The sequence below is a fragment of the Cryobacterium sp. TMS1-13-1 genome (assembly GCF_004403125.1).
GTDB lineage: Bacteria > Actinomycetota > Actinomycetes > Actinomycetales > Microbacteriaceae > Cryobacterium > Cryobacterium levicorallinum.
The window spans coordinates 145,235-165,266 of record NZ_SOGX01000005.1; the positions used below are offsets into that span (position 1 = coordinate 145,235).

19 protein-coding genes are annotated in these 20,032 nt (G+C 65.1%); 17 read left to right on the forward strand and 2 right to left on the reverse strand.

What is annotated here, in order from left to right:
- Nucleotides 1-27: 27 nt before the first annotated feature.
- Nucleotides 28-2,373, forward strand: a complete 2,346-nt coding sequence (gene metE / locus E3T31_RS04520; RefSeq protein ID WP_134467663.1) for a 5-methyltetrahydropteroyltriglutamate--homocysteine S-methyltransferase — start codon at nucleotides 28-30, stop codon at nucleotides 2,371-2,373.
- A 107-nt stretch (nucleotides 2,374-2,480) separates the two neighbouring features.
- Here the strand turns inward: metE and lexA are convergent, their stop codons facing one another.
- Entirely contained in the window at nucleotides 2,481-3,185 is a 705-nt protein-coding gene (gene lexA, locus E3T31_RS04525) for a transcriptional repressor LexA (protein WP_134467664.1), read from the reverse strand.
- Nucleotides 3,186-3,475: 290 nt separating this feature from the next.
- On the opposite strand from lexA, the gene E3T31_RS04530 reads away from it, so the two are divergent.
- The 8 genes from E3T31_RS04530 to E3T31_RS04565 all read left to right on the forward strand — a co-directional run bounded on the left by E3T31_RS04530 (nucleotide 3,476) and on the right by E3T31_RS04565 (nucleotide 13,451).
- Entirely contained in the window at nucleotides 3,476-3,889 is a 414-nt protein-coding gene (locus E3T31_RS04530) for a LysM peptidoglycan-binding domain-containing protein (RefSeq protein WP_134467665.1), read from the forward strand.
- 31 nt (nucleotides 3,890-3,920) lie between these two features.
- A complete protein-coding gene (locus tag E3T31_RS04535) occupies nucleotides 3,921-5,045 on the forward strand; it encodes a histidinol-phosphate transaminase (RefSeq protein ID WP_134467666.1) in 1,125 nt (374 codons plus the stop codon).
- 9 nt (nucleotides 5,046-5,054) lie between these two features.
- Nucleotides 5,055-5,678: an imidazoleglycerol-phosphate dehydratase HisB gene (gene hisB, locus E3T31_RS04540; RefSeq protein ID WP_134467667.1), complete on the forward strand. Its 624-nt coding sequence runs from the start codon at nucleotides 5,055-5,057 to the stop codon at nucleotides 5,676-5,678.
- Nucleotides 5,675-6,307 (forward strand): imidazole glycerol phosphate synthase subunit HisH, encoded by a 633-nt coding sequence (gene hisH / locus E3T31_RS04545; RefSeq protein WP_134467668.1) that lies wholly within the window; start codon nucleotides 5,675-5,677, stop codon nucleotides 6,305-6,307. Before hisB ends, hisH begins: the two co-directional genes overlap by 4 nt.
- Before the next feature lie 94 nt (nucleotides 6,308-6,401).
- Nucleotides 6,402-7,148 carry a bifunctional 1-(5-phosphoribosyl)-5-((5-phosphoribosylamino)methylideneamino)imidazole-4-carboxamide isomerase/phosphoribosylanthranilate isomerase PriA gene (priA, locus tag E3T31_RS04550; protein WP_134467669.1) on the forward strand — a complete coding sequence of 249 codons (747 nt, stop codon included), beginning with the start codon at nucleotides 6,402-6,404 and terminating at the stop codon, nucleotides 7,146-7,148.
- Nucleotides 7,148-7,987: an SseB family protein gene (locus E3T31_RS04555; protein WP_134467670.1), complete on the forward strand. Its 840-nt coding sequence runs from the start codon at nucleotides 7,148-7,150 to the stop codon at nucleotides 7,985-7,987. The genes priA and E3T31_RS04555 overlap by 1 nt, the downstream gene beginning before the upstream one ends.
- A gap of 48 nt (nucleotides 7,988-8,035) precedes the next feature.
- Nucleotides 8,036-12,670 (forward strand): ATP-dependent helicase, encoded by a 4,635-nt coding sequence (locus E3T31_RS04560; protein ID WP_134467671.1) that lies wholly within the window; start codon nucleotides 8,036-8,038, stop codon nucleotides 12,668-12,670.
- Nucleotides 12,663-13,451, forward strand: a complete 789-nt coding sequence (locus tag E3T31_RS04565; protein ID WP_134467672.1) for a DNA-formamidopyrimidine glycosylase family protein — start codon at nucleotides 12,663-12,665, stop codon at nucleotides 13,449-13,451. Before E3T31_RS04560 ends, E3T31_RS04565 begins: the two co-directional genes overlap by 8 nt.
- A gap of 66 nt (nucleotides 13,452-13,517) precedes the next feature.
- Here the strand turns inward: E3T31_RS04565 and E3T31_RS04570 are convergent, their stop codons facing one another.
- Nucleotides 13,518-13,883 (reverse strand): DUF1844 domain-containing protein, encoded by a 366-nt coding sequence (locus tag E3T31_RS04570; RefSeq protein WP_134467673.1) that lies wholly within the window; start codon nucleotides 13,881-13,883, stop codon nucleotides 13,518-13,520.
- A gap of 289 nt (nucleotides 13,884-14,172) precedes the next feature.
- Between E3T31_RS04570 and infC the strand changes: the two genes are divergently transcribed.
- The 8 genes from infC to E3T31_RS04610 all read left to right on the forward strand — a co-directional run bounded on the left by infC (nucleotide 14,173) and on the right by E3T31_RS04610 (nucleotide 20,012).
- Complete coding sequence (gene infC, locus E3T31_RS04575) at nucleotides 14,173-14,799, forward strand: translation initiation factor IF-3 (RefSeq protein ID WP_104127223.1); 627 nt, start codon at nucleotides 14,173-14,175, stop codon at nucleotides 14,797-14,799.
- Complete coding sequence (gene rpmI / locus E3T31_RS04580; protein WP_092341054.1) at nucleotides 14,792-14,986, forward strand: 50S ribosomal protein L35; 195 nt, start codon at nucleotides 14,792-14,794, stop codon at nucleotides 14,984-14,986. Before infC ends, rpmI begins: the two co-directional genes overlap by 8 nt.
- 34 nt (nucleotides 14,987-15,020) lie before the next feature.
- Nucleotides 15,021-15,413, forward strand: coding sequence for a 50S ribosomal protein L20 (gene rplT, locus E3T31_RS04585; RefSeq protein ID WP_104196972.1), 393 nt, complete (start codon nucleotides 15,021-15,023; stop codon nucleotides 15,411-15,413).
- A gap of 125 nt (nucleotides 15,414-15,538) precedes the next feature.
- Nucleotides 15,539-16,339: an RNA methyltransferase gene (locus tag E3T31_RS04590; protein WP_134467674.1), complete on the forward strand. Its 801-nt coding sequence runs from the start codon at nucleotides 15,539-15,541 to the stop codon at nucleotides 16,337-16,339.
- A gap of 252 nt (nucleotides 16,340-16,591) precedes the next feature.
- On the forward strand, nucleotides 16,592-17,380 hold the full coding sequence (locus E3T31_RS04595) for an amino acid ABC transporter ATP-binding protein (protein ID WP_134467675.1): 789 nt from the start codon (nucleotides 16,592-16,594) through the stop codon (nucleotides 17,378-17,380).
- Nucleotides 17,381-17,431: 51 nt separating this feature from the next.
- Nucleotides 17,432-18,304 (forward strand): glutamate ABC transporter substrate-binding protein, encoded by an 873-nt coding sequence (locus tag E3T31_RS04600; RefSeq protein WP_134467676.1) that lies wholly within the window; start codon nucleotides 17,432-17,434, stop codon nucleotides 18,302-18,304.
- Nucleotides 18,305-18,453: 149 nt separating this feature from the next.
- Nucleotides 18,454-19,101, forward strand: a complete 648-nt coding sequence (locus E3T31_RS04605; RefSeq protein WP_134343670.1) for an amino acid ABC transporter permease — start codon at nucleotides 18,454-18,456, stop codon at nucleotides 19,099-19,101.
- A complete protein-coding gene (locus E3T31_RS04610) occupies nucleotides 19,098-20,012 on the forward strand; it encodes an amino acid ABC transporter permease (RefSeq protein WP_134442402.1) in 915 nt (304 codons plus the stop codon). The genes E3T31_RS04605 and E3T31_RS04610 overlap by 4 nt, the downstream gene beginning before the upstream one ends.
- Nucleotides 20,013-20,032 lie beyond the last annotated feature (20 nt).

Sequence of the window (20,032 nt, forward strand, 5' to 3'; positions counted from 1 at the left end):
CGACCAATCTCCAGTGAAGGAATCTCCATGCCCATTTCATCCGCATTTCCCACCGGTACCATCCTCGGCTACCCGCGTATCGGTCGCCGGCGCGAGCTCAAGAAGGCCGTCGAAGCGTTCTGGTCTGGGGCGATCGACGCGGTCGCTTTGGAGAGCGTGGCCGCCGAACTGCGCTCGGCCACCCGGGAACGGCTCGTTGACCTCGGGCTCGGCCGCGCCGACTCGTCGATCCCCGAGTCGTTCTCGTACTACGACCAGGTGCTGGACACCATTGTCGCCGTTGGAGCGATTCCCACCCGGTTTGCCTCGCTCGTCGGTGCTGATGGAACCATCGACCTGGCCGGGTATTTCACCCTGGCTCGCGGCGAGGGCGAGAACCTGCCGCTTGAGATGACCAAGTGGTTCGACTCGAACTACCACTACCTCGTGCCCGAGATTGGCCCGGAGACCGTGTTCTCGTTGGCCGGTGACCGCATCGTGCGCGAGTTTCTCGAGGCCAAGGCGGCCGGCTTCCTCACCCGTCCGGTGCTCGTCGGTCCGGTCACCTTTCTACTGCTCAGCAAGGCTAGCGATGAGGCGCCGGCCGGGTTCTCCCCGCTGTCCCGGCTCTACGACCTCCTTCCTGTCTACGCAGCGCTGCTATCGCGGCTAGCGGATGCCGGCGCCGACTGGGTGCAGCTCGACGAGCCGGGACTGGTCAGCGAATCGATCGATGTGCCACGCGGGGACACGCTGGCGGCGGTCGCATCCGCTTATGGCGTGCTCGGTCGGCTCAGTCGCCGCCCCGCCCTGTTTGTCGCGGCGCCCTACGGCAGTCTCGATGATGCCCTGCCGGTTCTTGCCGGCACTACCGTCGAGGCGATCGGCCTCGACCTGGTTCGGGGCACCCTGCCGCAGGCGGTGCCCGGGCTGGCCGCCAAGACCCTCGTTGCCGGGGTGATCGACGGGCATAACATCTGGCGCGGCGACCTCGCCAGCGCTTTTGAGCGCGCCGAGAGCGTGCGCGCGCTGTCCGACTCCGTCACCGTATCCACCTCAACGTCGCTGCTCCACGTGCCGCACGACGTGCTCGATGAGACCTCGTTGCCGCTCGACCTGACCAGCTGGCTGGCCTTTGCCGACCAGAAGGTGGGCCAGGTTGCCACCCTCGCGTTCGGCCTCGCTGCGGGACGGGCGGCCATTGCCATTCCGCTCGCGGATGCTGCTGCCGCGCTGACCGCGCGTCTCGCCGCTCCGGGAGTGCGCGACGGTTCGGTGCGAGCGCGTTCGGCCGCACTCACCGACGCCGATTTCACCCGTGGCGCCTACGCCGATCGCCTGACTGCTCAGAATGCTGCGCTGCAGTTGCCGTCGCTGCCCACGACCACGATCGGATCCTTCCCGCAGACCGCAGACATTCGCCGGGCACGCGCCCAGTTCCTCAAAGGGAACCTGCCAGCCGATGACTACCGCGACCTGATGCGCGCCGAAATCGGCCGCGTCGTCGCCCTGCAGGAAGAGATCGGACTCGACGTGCTCGTGCACGGGGAACCCGAGCGCAATGACATGGTGCAGTACTTTGCTGAGAACCTCGACGGGTTCGCCGTGACCGAGAACGGCTGGGTGCAGTCCTACGGCAGCCGCTGCACCCGGCCATCCATTTTGTGGGGCGACGTCTCGCGCCCGGCCCCGATCACGGTGGACTGGTCGGTGTACACGCAGAGCCTGACAGCCAAGCCGGTCAAGGGCATGCTCACCGGACCGGTGACGATCCTGGCCTGGTCGTTCGTGCGTGACGACCAGCCGCTTGGCGAGACCGCTCGCCAGGTCGCCCTTGCCCTGCGCGATGAAATCGGCGACCTGGAAGCTGCGGGCATCAAGATCGTTCAGGTCGACGAGCCGGCCTTGCGGGAGCTGCTGCCGCTAAAGAAGAAGGACCACGCCGACTACCTGGACTGGTCGGTCGGCTCCTTTCGGCTGGCCACGGCCGGGGTCGCGGAAGCGACTCAAATTCACACGCACCTCTGCTACTCGGAGTTCGGCGTCGTCATCGAGGCTATCCGCAACCTCGACGCCGACGTAACGAGCATCGAGGCGGCCCGCTCGCGCATGGAGGTGGTACAGCAGATTGAGGCCGGCGGGTTCAACCATGGCATCGGGGCCGGCATCTATGACATCCACTCGCCGCGAGTACCCAGCGTCGACGAGCTGACGACCCTGCTGGACACCGCCCTGGAATCCATCCCCGAACGCCAGGTCTGGGTGAACCCGGACTGCGGGCTCAAGACGCGTGGCTACGAGGAGACGGTGCAGTCCCTGCACAACATGCTGGCTGCGACCCGGGTGGTGCGCGATCGCCGCGCTGCCGATCTGAGAGCTAGCCTCACCCGGTAGCTCACCCGCGTACCTGGAGCCAGCCGGCAGTCTTCAGGCCCGATCACCGGTTAGTGGTCGGGCCTCACGCCGTGTTCCTGTTCTCTTCTTTGCTTGAAGCTGACTCGCTAGACCGAGCGTAGTACGGCGACGACCTTGCCGAGGATGTCGGCGTAGTCGCCGACGATGGGCTCGAAGTTACTGTTGCGCGGCAGCAGCCAGGTGTGGCCGTCGCGCTTGCGCAGTACCTTCACGGTGGCCTCGTTGTCGAGCATGGCAGCCACGATCTCGCCATTCTCAGCGGTCTTCTGCTGGCGAACGACAACCCAGTCACCGTCGCAGATCGCCGCATCGATCATCGACTCACCGACGACCTTGAGCATGAACAGCTCCCCCTGGCCGACGAGCTGACGGGGGAGCGGGAAGATCTCGTCGATCTGCTGATCTGCCGTGATCGGAATGCCGGCAGCGATTCGACCGACGAGGGGAACCATCGCAGCGTCCCCGACCTGCACGCCCGGGTGAAAACTGTCCTGGTCGCCGGTTCCGACGTCTTCGGGCGCGCGTTGAATCTCGATGAGTACCTCGAGTGCGCGAGGACGATTCGGGTCACGACGCAGATAGCCGCTCAACTCAAGCTGGTTGAGCTGGTGAGTCACGCTCGACAGCGAGGCGAGGCCGACGGCGTCACCGATTTCACGCATGCTCGGCGGGTAGCCGCGCGAGCTGACCGAACGCTGAATAACGTCGAGGATGGCGAGCTGGCGCGGGCTCAAACTCTTGCGGCGCCGAGTGCCGCCCTTGTCGCGGGTACCGCTGGTGCTTTGTGTCACGAGGAGCGCTCCTTGAGTCGGTCCCGCGCAGATTAGAGGACGTCTCGCGGGAATGTCGGTGGTGTCTGGTTGAGTAGCAATCAAGCAATTGACCTATCGAAAGTTTATCCAGTTCTCGGCCTTGAAACAAACACTTATTCGAGTGTGTTGCGCGATTTTCCGGGCAGAGACGAGAAAAAGCTTGCATGTTCGATTGTTCGAAGTTATATTCGGAACATAGTTTCGTATTCGGCTCTCCCGGCCGAGGGCCGAATACGAGACTCGCAGCCCGCCTACCTTGGAGGTTTGACATGACCACAGCATTTGCCCCCGCAGTTTCTTTCCCGCCCGTCACACGTCTTCGCCTCACCCGGCGTGGGAGAGTCGTCCTCACCACGCTCGCAGCATTGCCCGTCGTTCTGGGCGCCCTCGCGTTCGCCGTCAATGGGGGTGCGGCCGGAGCTTCCGGGAACGCTACCGGCATCGATCTCGTGTCGTACACAACCGACTCAGGCATCGTGGCCACGCTGGCCTATTCACCGACCGACGTCGGTTCAGCCCGATTCATCACGGTCGAACCCGGCCAAACACTCTGGAACCTTGCTGAAGAGAACTTTCCCGCCGCCGACCCGCGCGACGTCGTCGCCGACATCAAGCGCATCAACGCCCTGTCGGTGGAAACGCTGCAGCCGGGCCAGCGCCTGGAAATCCCCGCCAACTCCTAAGTAGTGATGGGTAGCAGTACGGGGCCCTAGCATGGAGAGGGTGACCAGTCTCGAAGATCTTCCCCTCCGCACCAACCTGCACGGCCTGACACCCTACGGTGCTCCGCAACTGCATGTTCCAGTGGCCCTGAACGTGAACGAGAACACGCACCCCATTCCTGAAGCGGTGGCCCGCGACATCCTCGCCGGCCTGGCCGAGGCCATCCGCTCGGTGAATCGGTATCCCGATCGAGAGTTCACTGCCCTGCGCGAGGCGCTCGCCCGCTACCTCGGCGAAGGACTGACCGCCGAGAATATCTGGGCGGCCAACGGCTCCAACGAGGTGCTGCAACAGGTGCTGCAGGCTTTCGGCGGACCGGGACGCAGCCTGCTGGGCTTTGCCCCGACCTACTCGATGTACTCGATCCTCGCGTCGGGAACCGACACCACCTGGATTGCCGGTGCCCGCGACGCCGACTACGAGCTGTCGCCAGCGACCGCCGTGAGCGAGATCACGCGTACCAAGCCCGATATCGTCTTTCTCTGCTCGCCGAACAACCCCACCGGTACGCCGCTCTCCCTCGAGACCATCGCCGCTGCCTATGACGCGACCGACGGCATCGTCGTGGTCGACGAGGCCTACGCCGAATTCGCTCCGGTCGGCACCTCGAGCGCGCTCACCCTGCTGCCTGGCCGGGAACGCCTGCTCGTCTCTCGCACGATGAGCAAGGCCTTCGCGTTCGCCGGTGCCCGTGTGGGATACCTGGCTGCCGATCCGGCCGTAACGGATGCCCTGCGTCTGGTTCGCTTGCCGTACCACCTCTCGGCCCTGACTCAGGCGGCCGCAAACGCGGCCCTGGCTCACAGCGCCGAGATGCTCGCGATGGTCGATGACATTCGGGGGCAGCGCGATCGGCTCGTTGTCGAGCTCAAGGGCCTGGGCTATGCCCCGCACCGCAGCTGGAGCAACTTCGTACTGTTCGGGGGAGTAGCCGACCCGCACGAGACCTTCGAGGCGCTGCTGGCTGAGGGAATTCTCATTCGCGATGTGGGCATCGCCCACCACCTGCGCGTGACCGCCGGCACCGAACAGGAGACGACCCTGTTCCTCGACGCCATCGCCCGACTTGGTCGCAGTGGCGGCCCCGGTCAAATTGCGCCCGCCCAAGCCGAATAAACTAGGTCCATGAGCTCACCTGCTGACATTCCCGTGCCCCGCGTCGCACACCTGCAACGGGAGACGAGTGAATCCAGCATCGACCTGTCGCTGAACCTTGATGGCACCGGCGTCAGCGACATCCGTACCTCGGTTCCGTTCTTCGACCACCTGCTGACGGCGTTCGCCAAACACTCCCTGACCGACCTCACGGTGCGCGCCTCCGGCGACATCGAAATCGACGTTCACCACACCGTCGAAGACGTGGGAATCGTGCTCGGCCAGGCCATTCGTCAGGCCCTTGGTGACAAATCGGGTATCTCCCGTTACGGTGACGCCCTCGTGCCCCTCGACGAGGCGCTGGCCCAGGCCGTGGTCGACATCTCCGGCCGCCCCTACCTCGTGCACACGGGCGAACCGGCCGGTTTTGAATTTCACCTCATCGGCGGACACTTTACCGGTTCCATGGTGCGTCACGTCTTCGAAGCGATTACTTTTCACGCTGGCCTGACCGTGCACGTCACCGTGCTCGGCGGGCGCGATCCGCACCACATTGCCGAGGCCGAATTCAAGGCCTTCGCCCGCGCGTTCCGACTCGCCAAGGTCCTCGACCCGCTGGTGCACGGTATCCCGTCGACCAAGGGAGCCCTATGACGAAGGTTGTTGTCTTCGACTACGGAACCGGAAACGTGCACTCCGCGGTCAAGGCGCTCGAGTTGGCCGGCGCCGAGGTCACCCTCACGAGCGACCGCACGACTGCATTGGAGGCCGACGGTCTCGTCGTGCCCGGAGTTGGAGCGTTCAGTGCCGTGATGGCAGCGCTCAAGTCCGTTCGCGGTGACGACATCGTCGACCGTCGTCTGGCCGGCGGCCGCCCGGTGCTCGGAATCTGCGTCGGCATGCAGGTCATGTTCGAGCATGGAGTGGAACGTGGCGTGGACACCGAGGGGCTCGGCGAATGGCCGGGAACGGTCACCGAGCTTCCCGCGAAGATCCTGCCGCACATGGGCTGGAACACCGTCACGAGCGCACCCAACTCTGAATTGTTCCGAGGCATCGAAGACGAGCGGTTCTACTTCGTGCACTCCTACGCCGCGCAATCCTGGACGCTTGAGGTCATGCCGCCGTTCCCAGAGCTTCGGCTGACCTGGGCCGATCATGGGGCGCCGTTCCTGGCCGCGATCGAGAACGGACCGCTCAGCGCCACCCAGTTTCACCCGGAGAAATCGGGGGAGGCAGGCATCCGCTTGTTGAAGAACTGGATCGGCACGCTGCACAGTTAGCCCGGCGAGCCTAGACTTCACAGTCCCATCCGCATCACAGCCACAGCCCCCTGCAATTGGTCGCACAGCGCGACCGCACCAATCAAGGACACCAATGAGTGAGTTCAACAAGACACCGAGGCTCGTCCTCCTGCCCGCCGTCGATGTGGCCGGCGGCAAGACGGTTCGCCTGACTCAGGGCGAGGCCGGCACGGAAACGAACTACGGTGACCCCGTCGACGCCGCGGCCGACTGGGCCAGGCAAGGTGCTGAGTGGATTCACCTCGTCGACCTCGACGCGGCCTTCGGCCGTGGCAGCAACACCGGTGTGATCAAGAAGGTCATTCGTCAGGTCAAGGGCGTGAACATCGAGCTCTCCGGCGGTATCCGCGATGACGAATCGCTCGAAGCGGCATTGACCACCGGCGTTAAACGCATCAACCTCGGCACCGCAGCGCTGGAAAACCCGGAGTGGGCGGCGAGCGTCATCGCACAATACGGTGAAGCCGTTGCCGTTGGCCTCGATGTACGCGGAACCACCCTGGCCGCGCGTGGCTGGACCAAAGATGGCGGGGACCTCTGGCAGGTCCTCGAACGGCTCGAAACAGCCGGGTGTGCCCGCTATGTGGTGACCGACGTCACCAAGGACGGCACTCTGCAGGGCCCGAACATCGACCTGCTGCGTCAGGTACTCGACCGCACGCGGAAGCCGGTCATTGCCTCCGGCGGCATCTCGAGCCTTGATGACATTCAAGCGTTGCGCAAGCTTGTGCCGCTGGGGCTTGAGGGTGCCATCGTGGGCAAGGCGCTCTACGCCGGCGCGTTCACGCTGGCCGAGGCCCTGGACGTCGCGGGGGACTAATGGCTCGGGCGCGAAACCTCGGCTCAACGGGAGACCCCGCGGGCCAGCCGGGTTCAGGGCGACGTGGCGACGGGAATGAGCCAGCCAACACGGCCGACTCGGCCGGCCAGCCGTGGGCCGGACGGGAATTCGAGGCCAACCTCGACGCCGGTGATGACGGGGCCGCGCCCGCCGCCCTTGCCGCGGCGCTTGCCCGTTTTCAAGCTCGAGAGGCCGGCGAAGAAAGCGTCATCGATGCCATTCGCGGATCTCGTCTGCTCATTCCGCTGGTGACCAAGCTCGGCGAGGCCGCCGTGAACGCGCGCGGACAGACGGTCGATAAAACCCAGGAACTATCGATCATCACGGTTGAAGGGCCGGACGGCCGTGCCGTGCTCCCAGTCTTCTCGTCGACCGCTGCCATGGCGGCGTGGAACCCCCTCGCAAGGCCCGTACCAGCGGATGCCGTGCGCGTCGCCCTGGCCGCCGCGCAGGAAGACACTGACCTCGTCGTGCTCGACCCGACATCCCCCGGGGAATTCATCATTCGGCGACCGGCGCTTTGGGCGATCGCCCAGTCGCTGCCGTGGACACCGAGTTACGCGAGCCACTTCATCGCCGACGCATTCACCGCATCAATCGCCACGGAACTCTCGGTGCTCTCGGTTCAGCTCATGGCGGGCGACCCGCTGGCGCAGCTCAAAGGTCCCGAACTCGTGGTCCAACTGGAATTGGTCGACGGCCTCACCCAGTCGGACCTTGACGCGATTCTGAGCCGCCTCGGCACCCGGTGGTCGGAGAGCGAGATCATCACGACCGGCGTGGATTCGCTGCGCGTCAAGCTCGTCGCCTCCGCGTAGGTTTCCGGGTGAAATCCGAATGTCGGTGGGGTGAGCGACAATAACGGTATGAGCGACGTTCTTGAACGATTCTCCCCGGCCGCTCGGGCCTGGTTCACCGAGGCATTCGCGGCACCGACAGCAGCGCAGCTGGGAGCATGGGACGCCATTTCGTTGGGTTCGCACGCCCTCGTGGTGGCTCCGACCGGGTCGGGCAAGACCCTCGCCGCGTTCCTGTGGGCCATTGACCGGCTGGCCACCGAGTCGGCCGCACCGGCCGTGCCCGCCGCTTCCACGCCCATCACTCGCGTGCTGTATATCTCGCCGCTCAAAGCACTCGGCGTCGATGTGGAACGCAACCTCACCGCTCCGCTCGTGGGAATCACCCGTTCGGCCCAGCGGCTCGGCCTGGAGCCGCCGCGCGTCACGGTTGGCGTGCGCTCGGGAGACACGCCGGCCGCCGACCGGCGCAAACTGGTCACCTCGCCGCCCGACATTCTTATCACCACCCCGGAGTCGTTGTTTCTCATGCTGACCTCGGCCGCCCGCGAATCGCTGCGCGGCGTGCAGACCGTCATCATCGATGAGGTGCACGCGGTCGCGGCGAGCAAACGCGGTGCACACCTGGCCGTCTCCCTCGAGCGACTCGACGCCCTGCTGAGCCGGCCGGCGCAACGTATCGGGCTCTCCGCCACGGTGCGGCCGCAGAGCGAGGTGGCCCGATTTCTCGGCGGCGCCGCACCCGTGCAGATCGTGGCTCCTCCCGCGCTGAAACGGTTCGACCTGCGGGTGGTCGTACCGGTGGACGACATGAGTGACCTCGGTCCGGTGCCGCAACGCGAAGGAGTCACGTCAGCTTCGGCGCCGCAGACCGGGTCGATCTGGCCCCACGTCGAGGAGGCCATCGTCGACGAGGTGCTTGCACACTCCTCCAGCATCGTGTTCGCAAACTCGCGCCGCCTCACCGAACGGCTCACGGCCCGGTTCAACGAAATCTATGCCGAGCGCCTGGCCGGGGAGGAGCCATCCGCTCTCGTGACGGTGTCGCAGGGGGACGCCCGGGCGGTGGGCAGCCCCGCGCCTGCCAGACCGCCAGCCGAGCTCATGGGCGCGATCGGCGAGAGTGCGGGGGCCGACCCGCTGCTCGCTCGCGCGCATCACGGTTCGGTCAGCAAAGAGCAGCGCGCGCTCATTGAAGACGACCTGAAATCGGGGCGGCTGCGCTGTGTCGTCGCCACGTCGAGCCTTGAACTCGGCATTGATATGGGCGCCGTCGACTTGGTCGTGCAAGTGGAGTCACCGCCGTCGGTGTCGAGCGGGCTGCAACGGCTCGGCCGGGCCGGGCACCAGGTGGGTGAGATTTCGCGCGGGGTCATCTACCCCAAACATCGGGCCGACCTCATCCACGCCGCGGTCGCCGCCGAACGCATGGTCGCCGGTGCCATCGAATCGCTGCGGGTGCCGACCAATCCGCTCGATATCCTGGCCCAGCAGACGGTCGCGGCCTGCGCGCTCGAACCAATCGACGTCGAGACCTGGTTCGACACCGTGCGGCGCAGCGCACCCTTCGTAACCCTGCCCCGCTCCGCCTACGAGGCCACCCTCGACCTGCTGGCCGGTCGGTATCCCTCCGACCAGTTCGCAGAACTGCGCCCGCGTATCGTCTGGGATCGCGACGCCGGCACCCTCACCGGCCGCCCCGGCGCGCAACGGCTGGCCGTCACCAGTGGCGGCACCATTCCCGACCGCGGTCTATTTGGCGTCTTCATGGTCGGCGGAGAGCAGATCACCGGCAAACGGGTCGGTGAACTCGACGAGGAGATGGTCTACGAGTCCCGCGTGAATGATGTCTTCGCGCTCGGCACCACGAGCTGGCGCATTCAGGAGATCACGCACGACCGGGTGCTCGTCGTGCCGGCGTTCGGGCAGCCCGGGAGGCTGCCGTTCTGGAAGGGCGACGGGCTGGGCCGCCCGGCCGAACTGGGCCAGGCCATCGGTGCCTTCGTGCGCGACGTCGGCAGCCTGCCGGCCGACCAAGCCAGGGACCGCTGCGCCGTGGGTGGCCTCGACGACCGGGCGATCAGCAACCTGCTGGCCTTTCTCGGCGAGCAACGCGCTGCCACCGGGCAGCTGCCGACCGACCGCACGCTCGTGGTCGAACGCTTTCGTGACGAGCTGGGGGACTGGCGGGTCGTGTTGCATTCCCCGTACGGCACCCCGGTACACGCACCGTGGGCACTCGCGGTCGGTGCCCGTGTGCGCGAACGCTATGGAATCGACGGCTCCTGCGTGGCCAGTGACGACGGCATCGTCGTGCGCATTCCCGACACCGAAACCGAGCCGCCCGGCAGCGAACTGTTCGTGTTCGACCCCGACGAGCTCGAGCAACTGGTCACCGACGAGGTTGGTGGCTCGGCTCTGTTCGCCTCCCGGTTTCGCGAGTGCGCCGCCCGAGCCCTGCTTCTGCCCCGCTACAAGCCCGGGGCGCGCTCACCGCTCTGGCAGCAACGCCAGAAGGCGGCGCAACTGCTCGACGTGGCCCGCACCTTCCCCACTTTTCCGATCATTCTCGAAACCCTGCGGGAATGCCTGCAAGACGTCTACGACCTGCCGGCCCTCGGGGTGCTGGCCCGACAGATCGCCTCGCGCGAACTGCGCCTGATCGAAATCACGACCGACACCGCGAGCCCGTTCGCGAGTACCCTGCTGTTCGGTTACGTCGCCGCCTTCATGTATGAGGGCGACACTCCGCTGGCCGAGCGGCGGGCGACCGCCCTCGCGATCGACTCGAGCCTGCTCGCCGAACTCCTGGGTCGGGTCGAGTTGCGGGAGCTGCTCGACCCAGCCGTCATCGACGAGACCGACCGGGAACTGCAGCGGCTCACCCCCGACTACCGGGCCAGGGGCGTTGAGGGTGTCGCGGACCTGCTGCGTACCCTGGGGCCGCTCAACACCAGCGAGGTCGCCGAGCGGATGCTCCTGCCCGCGCCCGAATCGCCGCACGTGCCCGGTGCGATGGGGGCAGAGCAGGCCCTGCTCGCTCTCGTTGATGCCCGCCGCGCCATCCGGGTCAACGTCGGCGGTGAGGATCGCTGGGCGGCGGTCGAAGACGCCAGCCGGTTGCGCGATGCCCTCGGCGTTCCCCTGCCGATCGGCGTTCCCGCCGCCTTCACCGAATCCGTGCCTGATCCGCTCGGTGATCTGGTGAGCCGGTATGCACGTTCCCACGGGCCCTTCACAACGAATGCCGTCGCCGACCGGTTTGGCCTCGGTACGGCCGTCGTCCAAATCGCCCTCGGCCGACTCGCCGATGCCCGACGCATCGTGGCCGGAGAGTTTCGACCCAACGGCAGCGGCCTGGAATGGTGCGACGCCGAGGTGCTGCGGCGGCTCCGCCGTCGTTCCCTCGCCGCGCTCCGGCACGAGGTCGAACCGGTCGACCAACGGGCGATCGGCCGGTTTCTGCCGGCCTGGCAGCACGTGGGCGGAAAGCTGCGCGGAATCGACGGCGTCGCATCCGTTGTTGAGCAGCTGGAGGGGGCGCGCATTCCGGCATCCGCGTGGGAGACGCTCATTCTGCCCGCCCGGGTCAGCGACTACCGTCCGGGTATGCTCGACGAACTCACCAACGCGGGCGAGGTGCTCTGGGCCGGTGTGGGAACGCTTGCCGGCAATGACGGCTGGGTGAGCCTGCACCTCGCCGAAACCGCCCAGCTCACCCTGCCGGTACCGATCGACGTCGAAACGACGCCCCTGCAACAGGAGATCCTGGCGACCCTGGGCAGCAATGGTGCCTACTTCTTTCGGCAACTTGCCGATGCCGTCGGTAGCCAGAATGACCAGGAATTGGTGCATGCGCTGTGGGACCTGGTCTGGGCCGGCCTGATCACCAATGACACCTTCGCCCCGGTCCGGTCGCTTCTCTCCGGCGGTCACACCGCGCATCGTCAGAGCCGGGCCGTGCCCCGGGCTCGCCTGCACCGCGGGCGGTCGATGCCCCGGCCGAGTCTGGCGAGCCGCGGCGGACCACCGACGGTGTCGGGTCGCTGGTCGATTCTGCCCGTGGCCGACGACTCACCGACCCGCCGCGCGCACGCCCTGGGGGAGACCCTGCTCGAACGCTACGGAGTGGTGACGCGCGGCGCGGTCATGGCCGAGAGCGTCATCGGCGGATTCTCCCTCGTCTACCGCACGCTGACCGGATTCGAGGAGATGGCGCGCTGCCGACGCGGCTACTTCATCGAGGGGCTCGGCGCTGCTCAGTTCGCCACCGGCGGCACCATCGACCGGCTGCGCACCTTCGCCGCCGGGGTAGCCGACTCGTCGGCCGGGCATCCGGCCGTGGTGACCTTGGCCGCGACCGACCCGGCGAACGCGTACGGTGCTGCGCTGCCGTGGCCGGCGCTCCCCGGCGACACCACCCATCGCCCGGGCCGGAAGGCGGGTGCACTCGTCGTGCTCGTCGATGGCGCCCTCGTGCTCTACGTCGAGCGCGGCGGCAAGACCGTGGTTGCCTTCGAGACGGATGAGGCCACGCTCGCGGCCGCCACTGCGAGCCTGGCTGCTCTGGTCACAACGGGTCGCATCCAGAAAATCGCGGTCGAAACGGCCAACGGCGTGTTCGTCATCGGCACCGAGGTGGGTGCGGCTCTGCGCGCCGCGGGATTCACCGAGACTCCGAAAGGGCTGAGGCTTCGTGCCTGAGGGCGATACCGTCTATCGCACGGCCCGAACCCTCGACCAGGCGCTGCGCGGCAGTATTCTCACCGGCTGCGACATCCGCGTGCCGGCCTTCGCGACCGTCGATCTCACGGGCCAGACCGTGCACGCGGTCGTCAGTCGCGGCAAACATCTGCTGCACCGGGTCGGCGAGACGAGCATCCACTCGCATCTGAAAATGGAGGGCGCCTGGCACCTGTACCGGCCCGGCACGCGGTGGCAGCGGCCGGCGTTCCAGGCGCGCATTGTGCTGCAGACCCTGGACTGGGTCGCGGTCGGGTTCGAGCTTGGTGTGCTGGAGCTGGTTCCCACCCGGGCCGAGTCGGAGGTGGTCGGCTATCTCGGACCCGACCTGCTCGACACCGAATGGAGTGCGGGCAACAGCACCGAGGCTGCCACTCGCCTCGCCGCTCGGCCCGAACAACCGGTCGTTCTGGCCCTCGCTGACCAGCGCAATCTGGCCGGACTCGGCAACGTCTATGTCAACGAACTCTGCTTTCTGCGCGGACTATTGCCGACCCGCCCCCTGGCCGAGGTCACCGACGTCCCCGGGCTCGTGGCCCTGGCCCGGCGCCTGCTCCTGGCCAACAAAGACCGCGACGAACGCACGACCACCGGCAACCTGCGCCGCGGCGCCCAGACCTGGGTCTACGGGCGAGGCGGTCAGGCGTGCCGACGCTGCGGAACCCACATTCAACGCAGCACTCTCGGTCGCAGCGATGTGGAGCAGCGTAATACATTCTGGTGCCCGCACTGCCAGACCTGACTTAAGCTGCGCAGAACGGATGCCGTCGGTCGAGTGACCGGCGGCATCCGTTCGTAAGGGGAGGAATCAGTTGACCGGGCCGGTGAGCTTCTCGCCGGGGCCTTCGCCGATCGCGTCGGGAAAGGCGGACGCCTCGCGGAACGCCAGCTGCAGTGAGCGCAGCCCGTCGCGCAGGCTACCCGCATGAAGGCTGGAGATATCGGGAGCGGCAGCCGTGACCAGCCCGGCGAGAGCAGTGATCAGTTTGCGCGCCTCGTCAAGGTCGATCTGGGCATCGGGATCGTCGGCGAGCCCGCACTTGACGGCGGCCGCACTCATCAGGTGCACAGCGGCCGTGGTGATGATCTCCACAGCGGCCACATCAGCGATATCGCGCGTTGCCTGTGCTGTTTGCTGCTCAAGACCCGTATCGTGCTCAAAACTTTGGCTCACTGCATTCCTCTGCTAGGATAGTCTTTGGTTCCGAGACAATAGTCTCGGTACGAAAGTGGAGAATCTCCCACCCGCGCATACCGCTTCATCAAGGTTACCGGGTAGATTGCACTCCGCCGTCGCGTTATCGCCTCCCTCGGGAAGGTGGCAGCGTGAGGGTAGACAGGGTGCCGTGTGGAACACATCAACGAAAAAGTTGGTGTGGAAATCGCGTGATTTTCCTCTCTTCGTCCCCAGGCGGCATCCGCTGTCTGGTTGTGATCACGAAGTTAACCAAGAGGAGAGACGCATCAGCGATCCCCGTACAAATGACCGTATACGCGTCCCCGAAGTTCGTCTCGTTGGTCCCAACGGCGAGCAGGTCGGGGTCGTGGCGATTGATGTTGCCCTGCGCCTGGCACAGGATGCCGACCTCGACCTCGTCGAAGTTGCACCCGAAGCCAAGCCGCCCGTGGCCAAGATCATGGACTACGGCAAGTTCAAGTACGAGGCTGCGCAGAAGGCCAAGGAGGCCAGGCGCAACCAGGCGAACACGATCCTGAAAGAAGTTCGTTTCCGTCTCAAGATTGATACGCACGACTACGAGACCAAGCGCAAACGCGCCGAAGGCTTCCTGAAGAGCGGTGACAAGGTCAAGGCCATGATTCTTTTTCGTGGCCGTGAACAGTCCCGGCCCGATCAGGGCGTACGACTGCTCCAAAAATTTGCCGAGGATGTCGCCGAGTACGGTTCCGTGGAATCTACTCCGATGATCGACGGTCGAAACATGGTCATGGTGATTGGCCCGTTGAAGAACAAGTCAGAAGCCAAGGCCGAGATCAACGCCCACAAGGCTGCCGAGAAGGCAGACAAGGTCGCCGATAAGGCAGACAAGGTTGCCGACAAGGCAGCGAAACAGGAGGAACCACATGCCTAAGATGAAGACCCACTCCGGAACCAAGAAGCGTTTCAAGGTCACCGGAAGCGGAAAGATCATGAAGCAGCAGGCCGGACTTCGTCACAACCTCGAGGTCAAGAGCACGCAGCGCAAGTCCCGTTTGAACCAGGACCAGGTGCTGGCCAAGTCAGACCAGAAGGTCATCAAGAAGCTTCTCGGTCTGTAAACAGACCTCGTCAACGAATAAGGATTTGTAGAAAATGGCAAGAGTAAAGAGGGCCGTAAACGCCCACAAGAGTCGCCGCGTTATTCTCGAACGCGCCAAGGGTTACCGCGGTCAGCGTTCACGCCTGGTCACCAAGGCGAAGGAGCAGCTCACTCACTCCTTCACCTATAGCTACCGTGACCGTCGTGCACGCAAGGGTGACTTCCGTCGCCTGTGGATCCAGCGGATCAACGCTGCGTCGCGCGCGAATGGCCTGACCTACAACCGTCTGATCCAGGGCCTCGGCCTGGCTGGCATCGAGGTTGACCGTCGTATCCTCGCCGACCTGGCCGTCAACGAGGCAGCGACGTTCGCCGCCCTCGTTGAGAGCGCCAAGGCAGCCCTTCCCGCCGACACGTCGGCACCGAAGGTCGCCGTCACGGCGTAATGCTTCACCGTGATTGACCACCACCGGCTGCCTCCTGGGTGTGAACGTGGTGAATCGGTCAGAGTTCCACAGTAAGGAGCGGGCGACCTGGTCGCCCGCTCCTTTTCTGCAAGTAAACTTGCCACATGCTTGATAATCCACGTTCACCGCGCGTCCGTGCCGTCGCAAAACTTGCCAAGCGCGACGCGCGCCTCGAGTCCGGTCTCTTTCTGCTCGAAGGCCCGCAGGCCGTCTCAGAAGCCCTCACCTTTCGCCCAGAGCTCGTCGTGGAGCTGTTCGCCACGCCCACCGCGCTCGATCGCTATACCGATCTGGCCCAGAAAGCCGTCGAAGCCCAGGTCGAGGTGGAGTTCGTCTCCGAAGAGGTACTCGAGGCCATGGCCGACACGGTCACCCCTCAGGGCTTCGTGGCTGTCTGCCACCAGTTCCCCACCTCGGTGAAGAAGATCTTCAACGCGGGCCCCAAGCTCGTCGCCATTCTCGAAGAGGTGCGCGACCCCGGCAACGCCGGCACCATCATCCGGGCAGCGGATGCCGCCGGCGCGGATGCCGTCATCCTCACCGGTCGCAGCGTTGACCTGTACAACCCCAAGGTCATCCGTTCCTCGACCGGCTCCATTTTTCACCTCCCCGTCGCCATCGCGGCTGATCTCTCCGACGTGCTGGACCGTGCCCGCTCCGCCGGCCTGCAGCTGTTCGCTGCCGACATCAAGGGTTCCGACCTGCTTTCCGCCCGCAATGAGGGGCTGCTCGCCGCTCCGACGGTGTGGCTGTTCGGCAACGAGGCCCGCGGCCTGACCGACGAAGACCTCGCCCGGGTCGACCGCAGCGTCAGCGTGCCGATCTACGGCGAGGCTGAGTCGATGAACCTGGCGACCGCGGCATCCGTTTGCCTGTATGAAAGCGCGTTCGCCCAGCGCGCCTGACCTGCCCTTCCGCACAAAAACCCGATGCCCGGACAGCTCCGTCCGGGCATCCGGCATGCCCGGGGCGAGTGTGCTCGGGCATGGCCGAGCCGACCCTTTTTCTGCGGCGGCCGAGCCGCTGGAGGGGCCGGCTGGAGACCGCCGGCTGACCTGCTACGTAGCACAGACAACGGATGCCTGGACTGTTACAAATGCGTTACTGTCCGGGAATTTGGCACCCCTCATCCGGTGATCTGTTCTAAGTTGGAGGGTATGGAGCCAATAGATTCGTCCCCGGCCACCTCGAATATCACCGTTCGTCGGGGCGAACCGCTAGTCGTCGTCAAGGACATCAACAAGCACTACGGAGAACTGCACGTTCTCAAGAACATCAACGCCGTGGTCAACCGCGGCGAGGTGGTCGTCGTGATCGGACCGAGTGGGTCGGGAAAATCGACGCTCTGCCGGGCCATCAACCGCCTCGAGACCATCGATGACGGCGTCATCACCATCGATGGCGTCAAGCTTCCGGAAGAGGGTAAAGCCCTGGCCCACCTGCGTGCGGACGTCGGCATGGTCTTTCAGGCCTTCAACCTGTTTGCGCACAAGACCGTGCTCGAAAATGTGACCCTCGGTCCGATCAAGGTGCGCGGCCTCAAGAAAGCCGATGCCGAGAAGAAGGCGATGGCACTGCTCGACCGTGTCGGAGTAGCCAACCAGGCGCAGAAGATGCCCGCACAGTTGTCCGGTGGCCAGCAACAGCGCGTCGCCATCGCGCGTGCCCTGGCCATGGATCCAAAGGTCATCCTTCTCGACGAGCCGACCAGCGCCCTCGACCCGGAGATGATCAATGAGGTGCTCGAGGTCATGGTCGACCTCGCCAACGACGGTATGACCATGATCGTCGTCACTCACGAGATGGGCTTCGCCCGCAAGGCCGCAGACCGCGTCATCTTCATGGCGGAGGGCGAGATCGTGGAGGAGACCACTCCCGAGGAATTCTTCACCAACCCCCAAAGCACGAGAGCGAAAGACTTCCTCTCCAAAATACTTGCCCACTAATCGGTGGACAGGGTTTACACAGCAGCAGTACCAGCAATCAGGAGAAAAACCATGAGACTCAAAAAAGGTCCAGTGATTTCGGCCATTGCGATCGCAAGTGCGCTCGTGCTCAGTGGCTGCGCGGACTCGGGAGCCCCCACCGGCGACGCCGCCCCCGTGGAGACCGCGGTGTCATTCCCCGAGGGAAGCACCATGGCCCGCCTGGCCGACGCCGGTTCCATCAACATCGGAACAAAGTTCGACCAGCCGCTGTTTGGCCTGCTCGGCCCCAGCGGCGACCCCGTCGGCTTCGACGTTGAGATGGGAAAGCTCATCGCAGCAAAGCTCGGCATCCCAGCATCGGGCATCAACTGGAGCGAGGCCGTTTCGGCCAACCGCGAGCCGTTCATTGAGAACGGCCAGGTCGACCTCGTGATCGCGACCTACACAATCAACGACACCCGCAAGGAGGTCGTGTCCTTCGCCGGACCGTACTACTCGGCCGGACAGGACCTGCTCGTGCTCGCGGGCAACCCCGACAAGATCACCGGCCCCGAAGACCTCGCCGGCAAGAAGGTGTGTACCGTGAGCGGTTCCACCTCGGAGAAGAACATCGCCGAGTACACGACCGATATCATCGCCTCGGATACCTACTCCAACTGCCTCGGCCCGCTGCGCAGCGGTGAGGTCGCCGCAGTGACCACCGACAACGTGATTCTGGCCGGCCTGGCCGACCAGAATGCCGGACAGTTCGAGGTCGTCAACAACGCATTCACCGAAGAGCCCTACGGCATCGGCCTCGCGCATGACGACACCGAGTTCCGCAACTTCATCAACGACGTGCTCGAAGAAGCGTATGCGGACGGAAGCTGGGTCTCGGCTTGGGAATCCACCGCCGGCACCGTGCTCGACACCCCCACCCCGCCGGCCGTCGACCGCTACTAGGTCGACCCCTGCTAATCGCTAGCTAGCTAGCTAGCTCGCGCTAACCAGCATTGAGCCGTGGCGATCCGCCCAGGGGCGGGTCGCCACGGTGACGAAATCAGCATGTTCCACGCATAGACCACAGACAGACAAAGACGAGGAGGTGAGTTGTGGACGCAGTCATCGACAACCTACCGCTGTTCCTGGAAGGCTTCCGGAACACCCTGGGCCTGCTTCTCATCGCCGGAGTCGGCGCATCCGTTATCGGGCTTGTTGTCGCAGCGATGCGCATCTCGCCGATCTCGTCCTTCCGTGTGTTCGCAACCGCCTACACGGAACTTGTTCGCAATACTCCGCTGACGCTCGTACTGTTCTTTTGCGCCTACCTCCTGCCCCTTCTGGAGTTCAGCCCCGGATACTTCCAGCTCGCAGCCATCGGGCTCACGGTGTATACTTCTCCGTTCGTGGCCGAGGCGCTTCGGTCCGGCGTCAATGGCGTGCACGTGGGGCAAGCCGAAGCAGCACGCAGTGTGGGCCTCACCTTCGGGCAGACCCTCACGTTCGTGGTGATGCCCCAGGCCATCCGCATGGTGGTGCCGCCACTGATCAATGTGCTCATCGCTCTCACCAAGAACACGTCGGTCGCCGGTGCGTTCTTCGTCTTCGAACTGTTCGGCGCGGCTCGCAAGGTGACCAATGACCGTGGTGATGCCGTCATCCCGATTTTGCTCGCGGTCGCAGCGTTTTACCTGGTCATCACCATTCCTCTTGGCCTGATCGCCGGCAGGATCGAGAAGAAGGTGGCGGTGCTCCGATGAGTTCTGTACTGTACGACGCCCCCGGACCGAAGTCCCGCGCGCGATCGCGTCTCATCTCCGTTGTCGGCACGATCATCCTGGCCGGTGGCCTGCTCGCCCTGATTGTGGTGCTCGGCCTGCCCAAGACCAGCGCCAACGGTGCGGTGCAGCCCGGCCTCTGGGATATCAGCCGCTGGGACGTCTTCAATGACCTGCTGGTCTGGCGTACCCTCGGGTTGGGCGCGCTTGCGACGCTGCGCATGGCCGCGGTCGCCGCCGTCTTCGCACTCGTGATCGGAGTGCTGTTCTCCTTCGGGCGATTGTCGGCATCCGCTTGGATCCGGGTGCCCACCACGGTGCTGCTCGAATTCTTCCGCGGCATGCCCGTACTGCTCATGATGTTGTTCATCCTCCTGGTGTTCTCCACCGGTTCGTTCTGGGCGGGTGTGGCTGCCCTGTCTGTCTATAACGGTGCCATCATCGGTGAGGCGCTCCGCGCCGGGATCAACGCCCTGCCGCGCGGGCAGCGCGAGGCTGGACTCGCCATCGGCCTGACCCCGGTGGCCACCCGGTTCCGCATTGAGTTCCCGCAGGCCTTTCGCCAGATGCTGCCGATCATCATCGCCCAGCTGGTCGTTCTACTCAAGGACACGTCGCTGTCCTTCATCGTGGGCTACAACGAACTGCTTCGGGCCGGGCTCAACCAGCTCGCCAATTTCTTCGGCGAGCAGTACAAATTCTCGTTTTTCTTCATTGTGCTCGCCATCTATCTGGCCATGAACCTGTCACTGTCCTGGCTGGCACGCCGAATTGCCAAGCGCACCGGCCCGCAGGCCGGCAGCGTAACCAAGGACGACTCGGTATCTCCAATTGACCCAGTGCAGGCCGACCCGCGCGCGCTGGGCGCCCAGAGCAGAAGCCAGGGCGCCTGAGGCAGGTAAACTCAGGGACT

Excerpts from the sequence above, each read along its gene's own strand:
- E3T31_RS04600 (WP_134467676.1), top strand. The coding sequence starts at position 17,432 with ATGAGACTCAAAAAAGGTCCAGTGATTTCGGCCATTGCGATCGCAAGT.
- E3T31_RS04595 (WP_134467675.1), top strand. The coding sequence starts at position 16,592 with ATGGAGCCAATAGATTCGTCCCCGGCCACCTCGAATATCACCGTTCGT.
- E3T31_RS04590 (WP_134467674.1), top strand. The coding sequence starts at position 15,539 with ATGCTTGATAATCCACGTTCACCGCGCGTCCGTGCCGTCGCAAAACTT.
- E3T31_RS04610 (WP_134442402.1), top strand. The coding sequence starts at position 19,098 with ATGAGTTCTGTACTGTACGACGCCCCCGGACCGAAGTCCCGCGCGCGA.
- metE (WP_134467663.1), top strand. The coding sequence starts at position 28 with ATGCCCATTTCATCCGCATTTCCCACCGGTACCATCCTCGGCTACCCG.
- hisH (WP_134467668.1), top strand. The coding sequence starts at position 5,675 with ATGACGAAGGTTGTTGTCTTCGACTACGGAACCGGAAACGTGCACTCC.
- rplT (WP_104196972.1), top strand. The coding sequence starts at position 15,021 with ATGGCAAGAGTAAAGAGGGCCGTAAACGCCCACAAGAGTCGCCGCGTT.
- E3T31_RS04535 (WP_134467666.1), top strand. The coding sequence starts at position 3,921 with ATGGAGAGGGTGACCAGTCTCGAAGATCTTCCCCTCCGCACCAACCTG.
- hisB (WP_134467667.1), top strand. The coding sequence starts at position 5,055 with ATGAGCTCACCTGCTGACATTCCCGTGCCCCGCGTCGCACACCTGCAA.
- E3T31_RS04555 (WP_134467670.1), top strand. The coding sequence starts at position 7,148 with ATGGCTCGGGCGCGAAACCTCGGCTCAACGGGAGACCCCGCGGGCCAG.
- rpmI (WP_092341054.1), top strand. The coding sequence starts at position 14,792 with ATGCCTAAGATGAAGACCCACTCCGGAACCAAGAAGCGTTTCAAGGTC.
- E3T31_RS04560 (WP_134467671.1), top strand. The coding sequence starts at position 8,036 with ATGAGCGACGTTCTTGAACGATTCTCCCCGGCCGCTCGGGCCTGGTTC.
- E3T31_RS04530 (WP_134467665.1), top strand. The coding sequence starts at position 3,476 with ATGACCACAGCATTTGCCCCCGCAGTTTCTTTCCCGCCCGTCACACGT.
- priA (WP_134467669.1), top strand. The coding sequence starts at position 6,402 with ATGAGTGAGTTCAACAAGACACCGAGGCTCGTCCTCCTGCCCGCCGTC.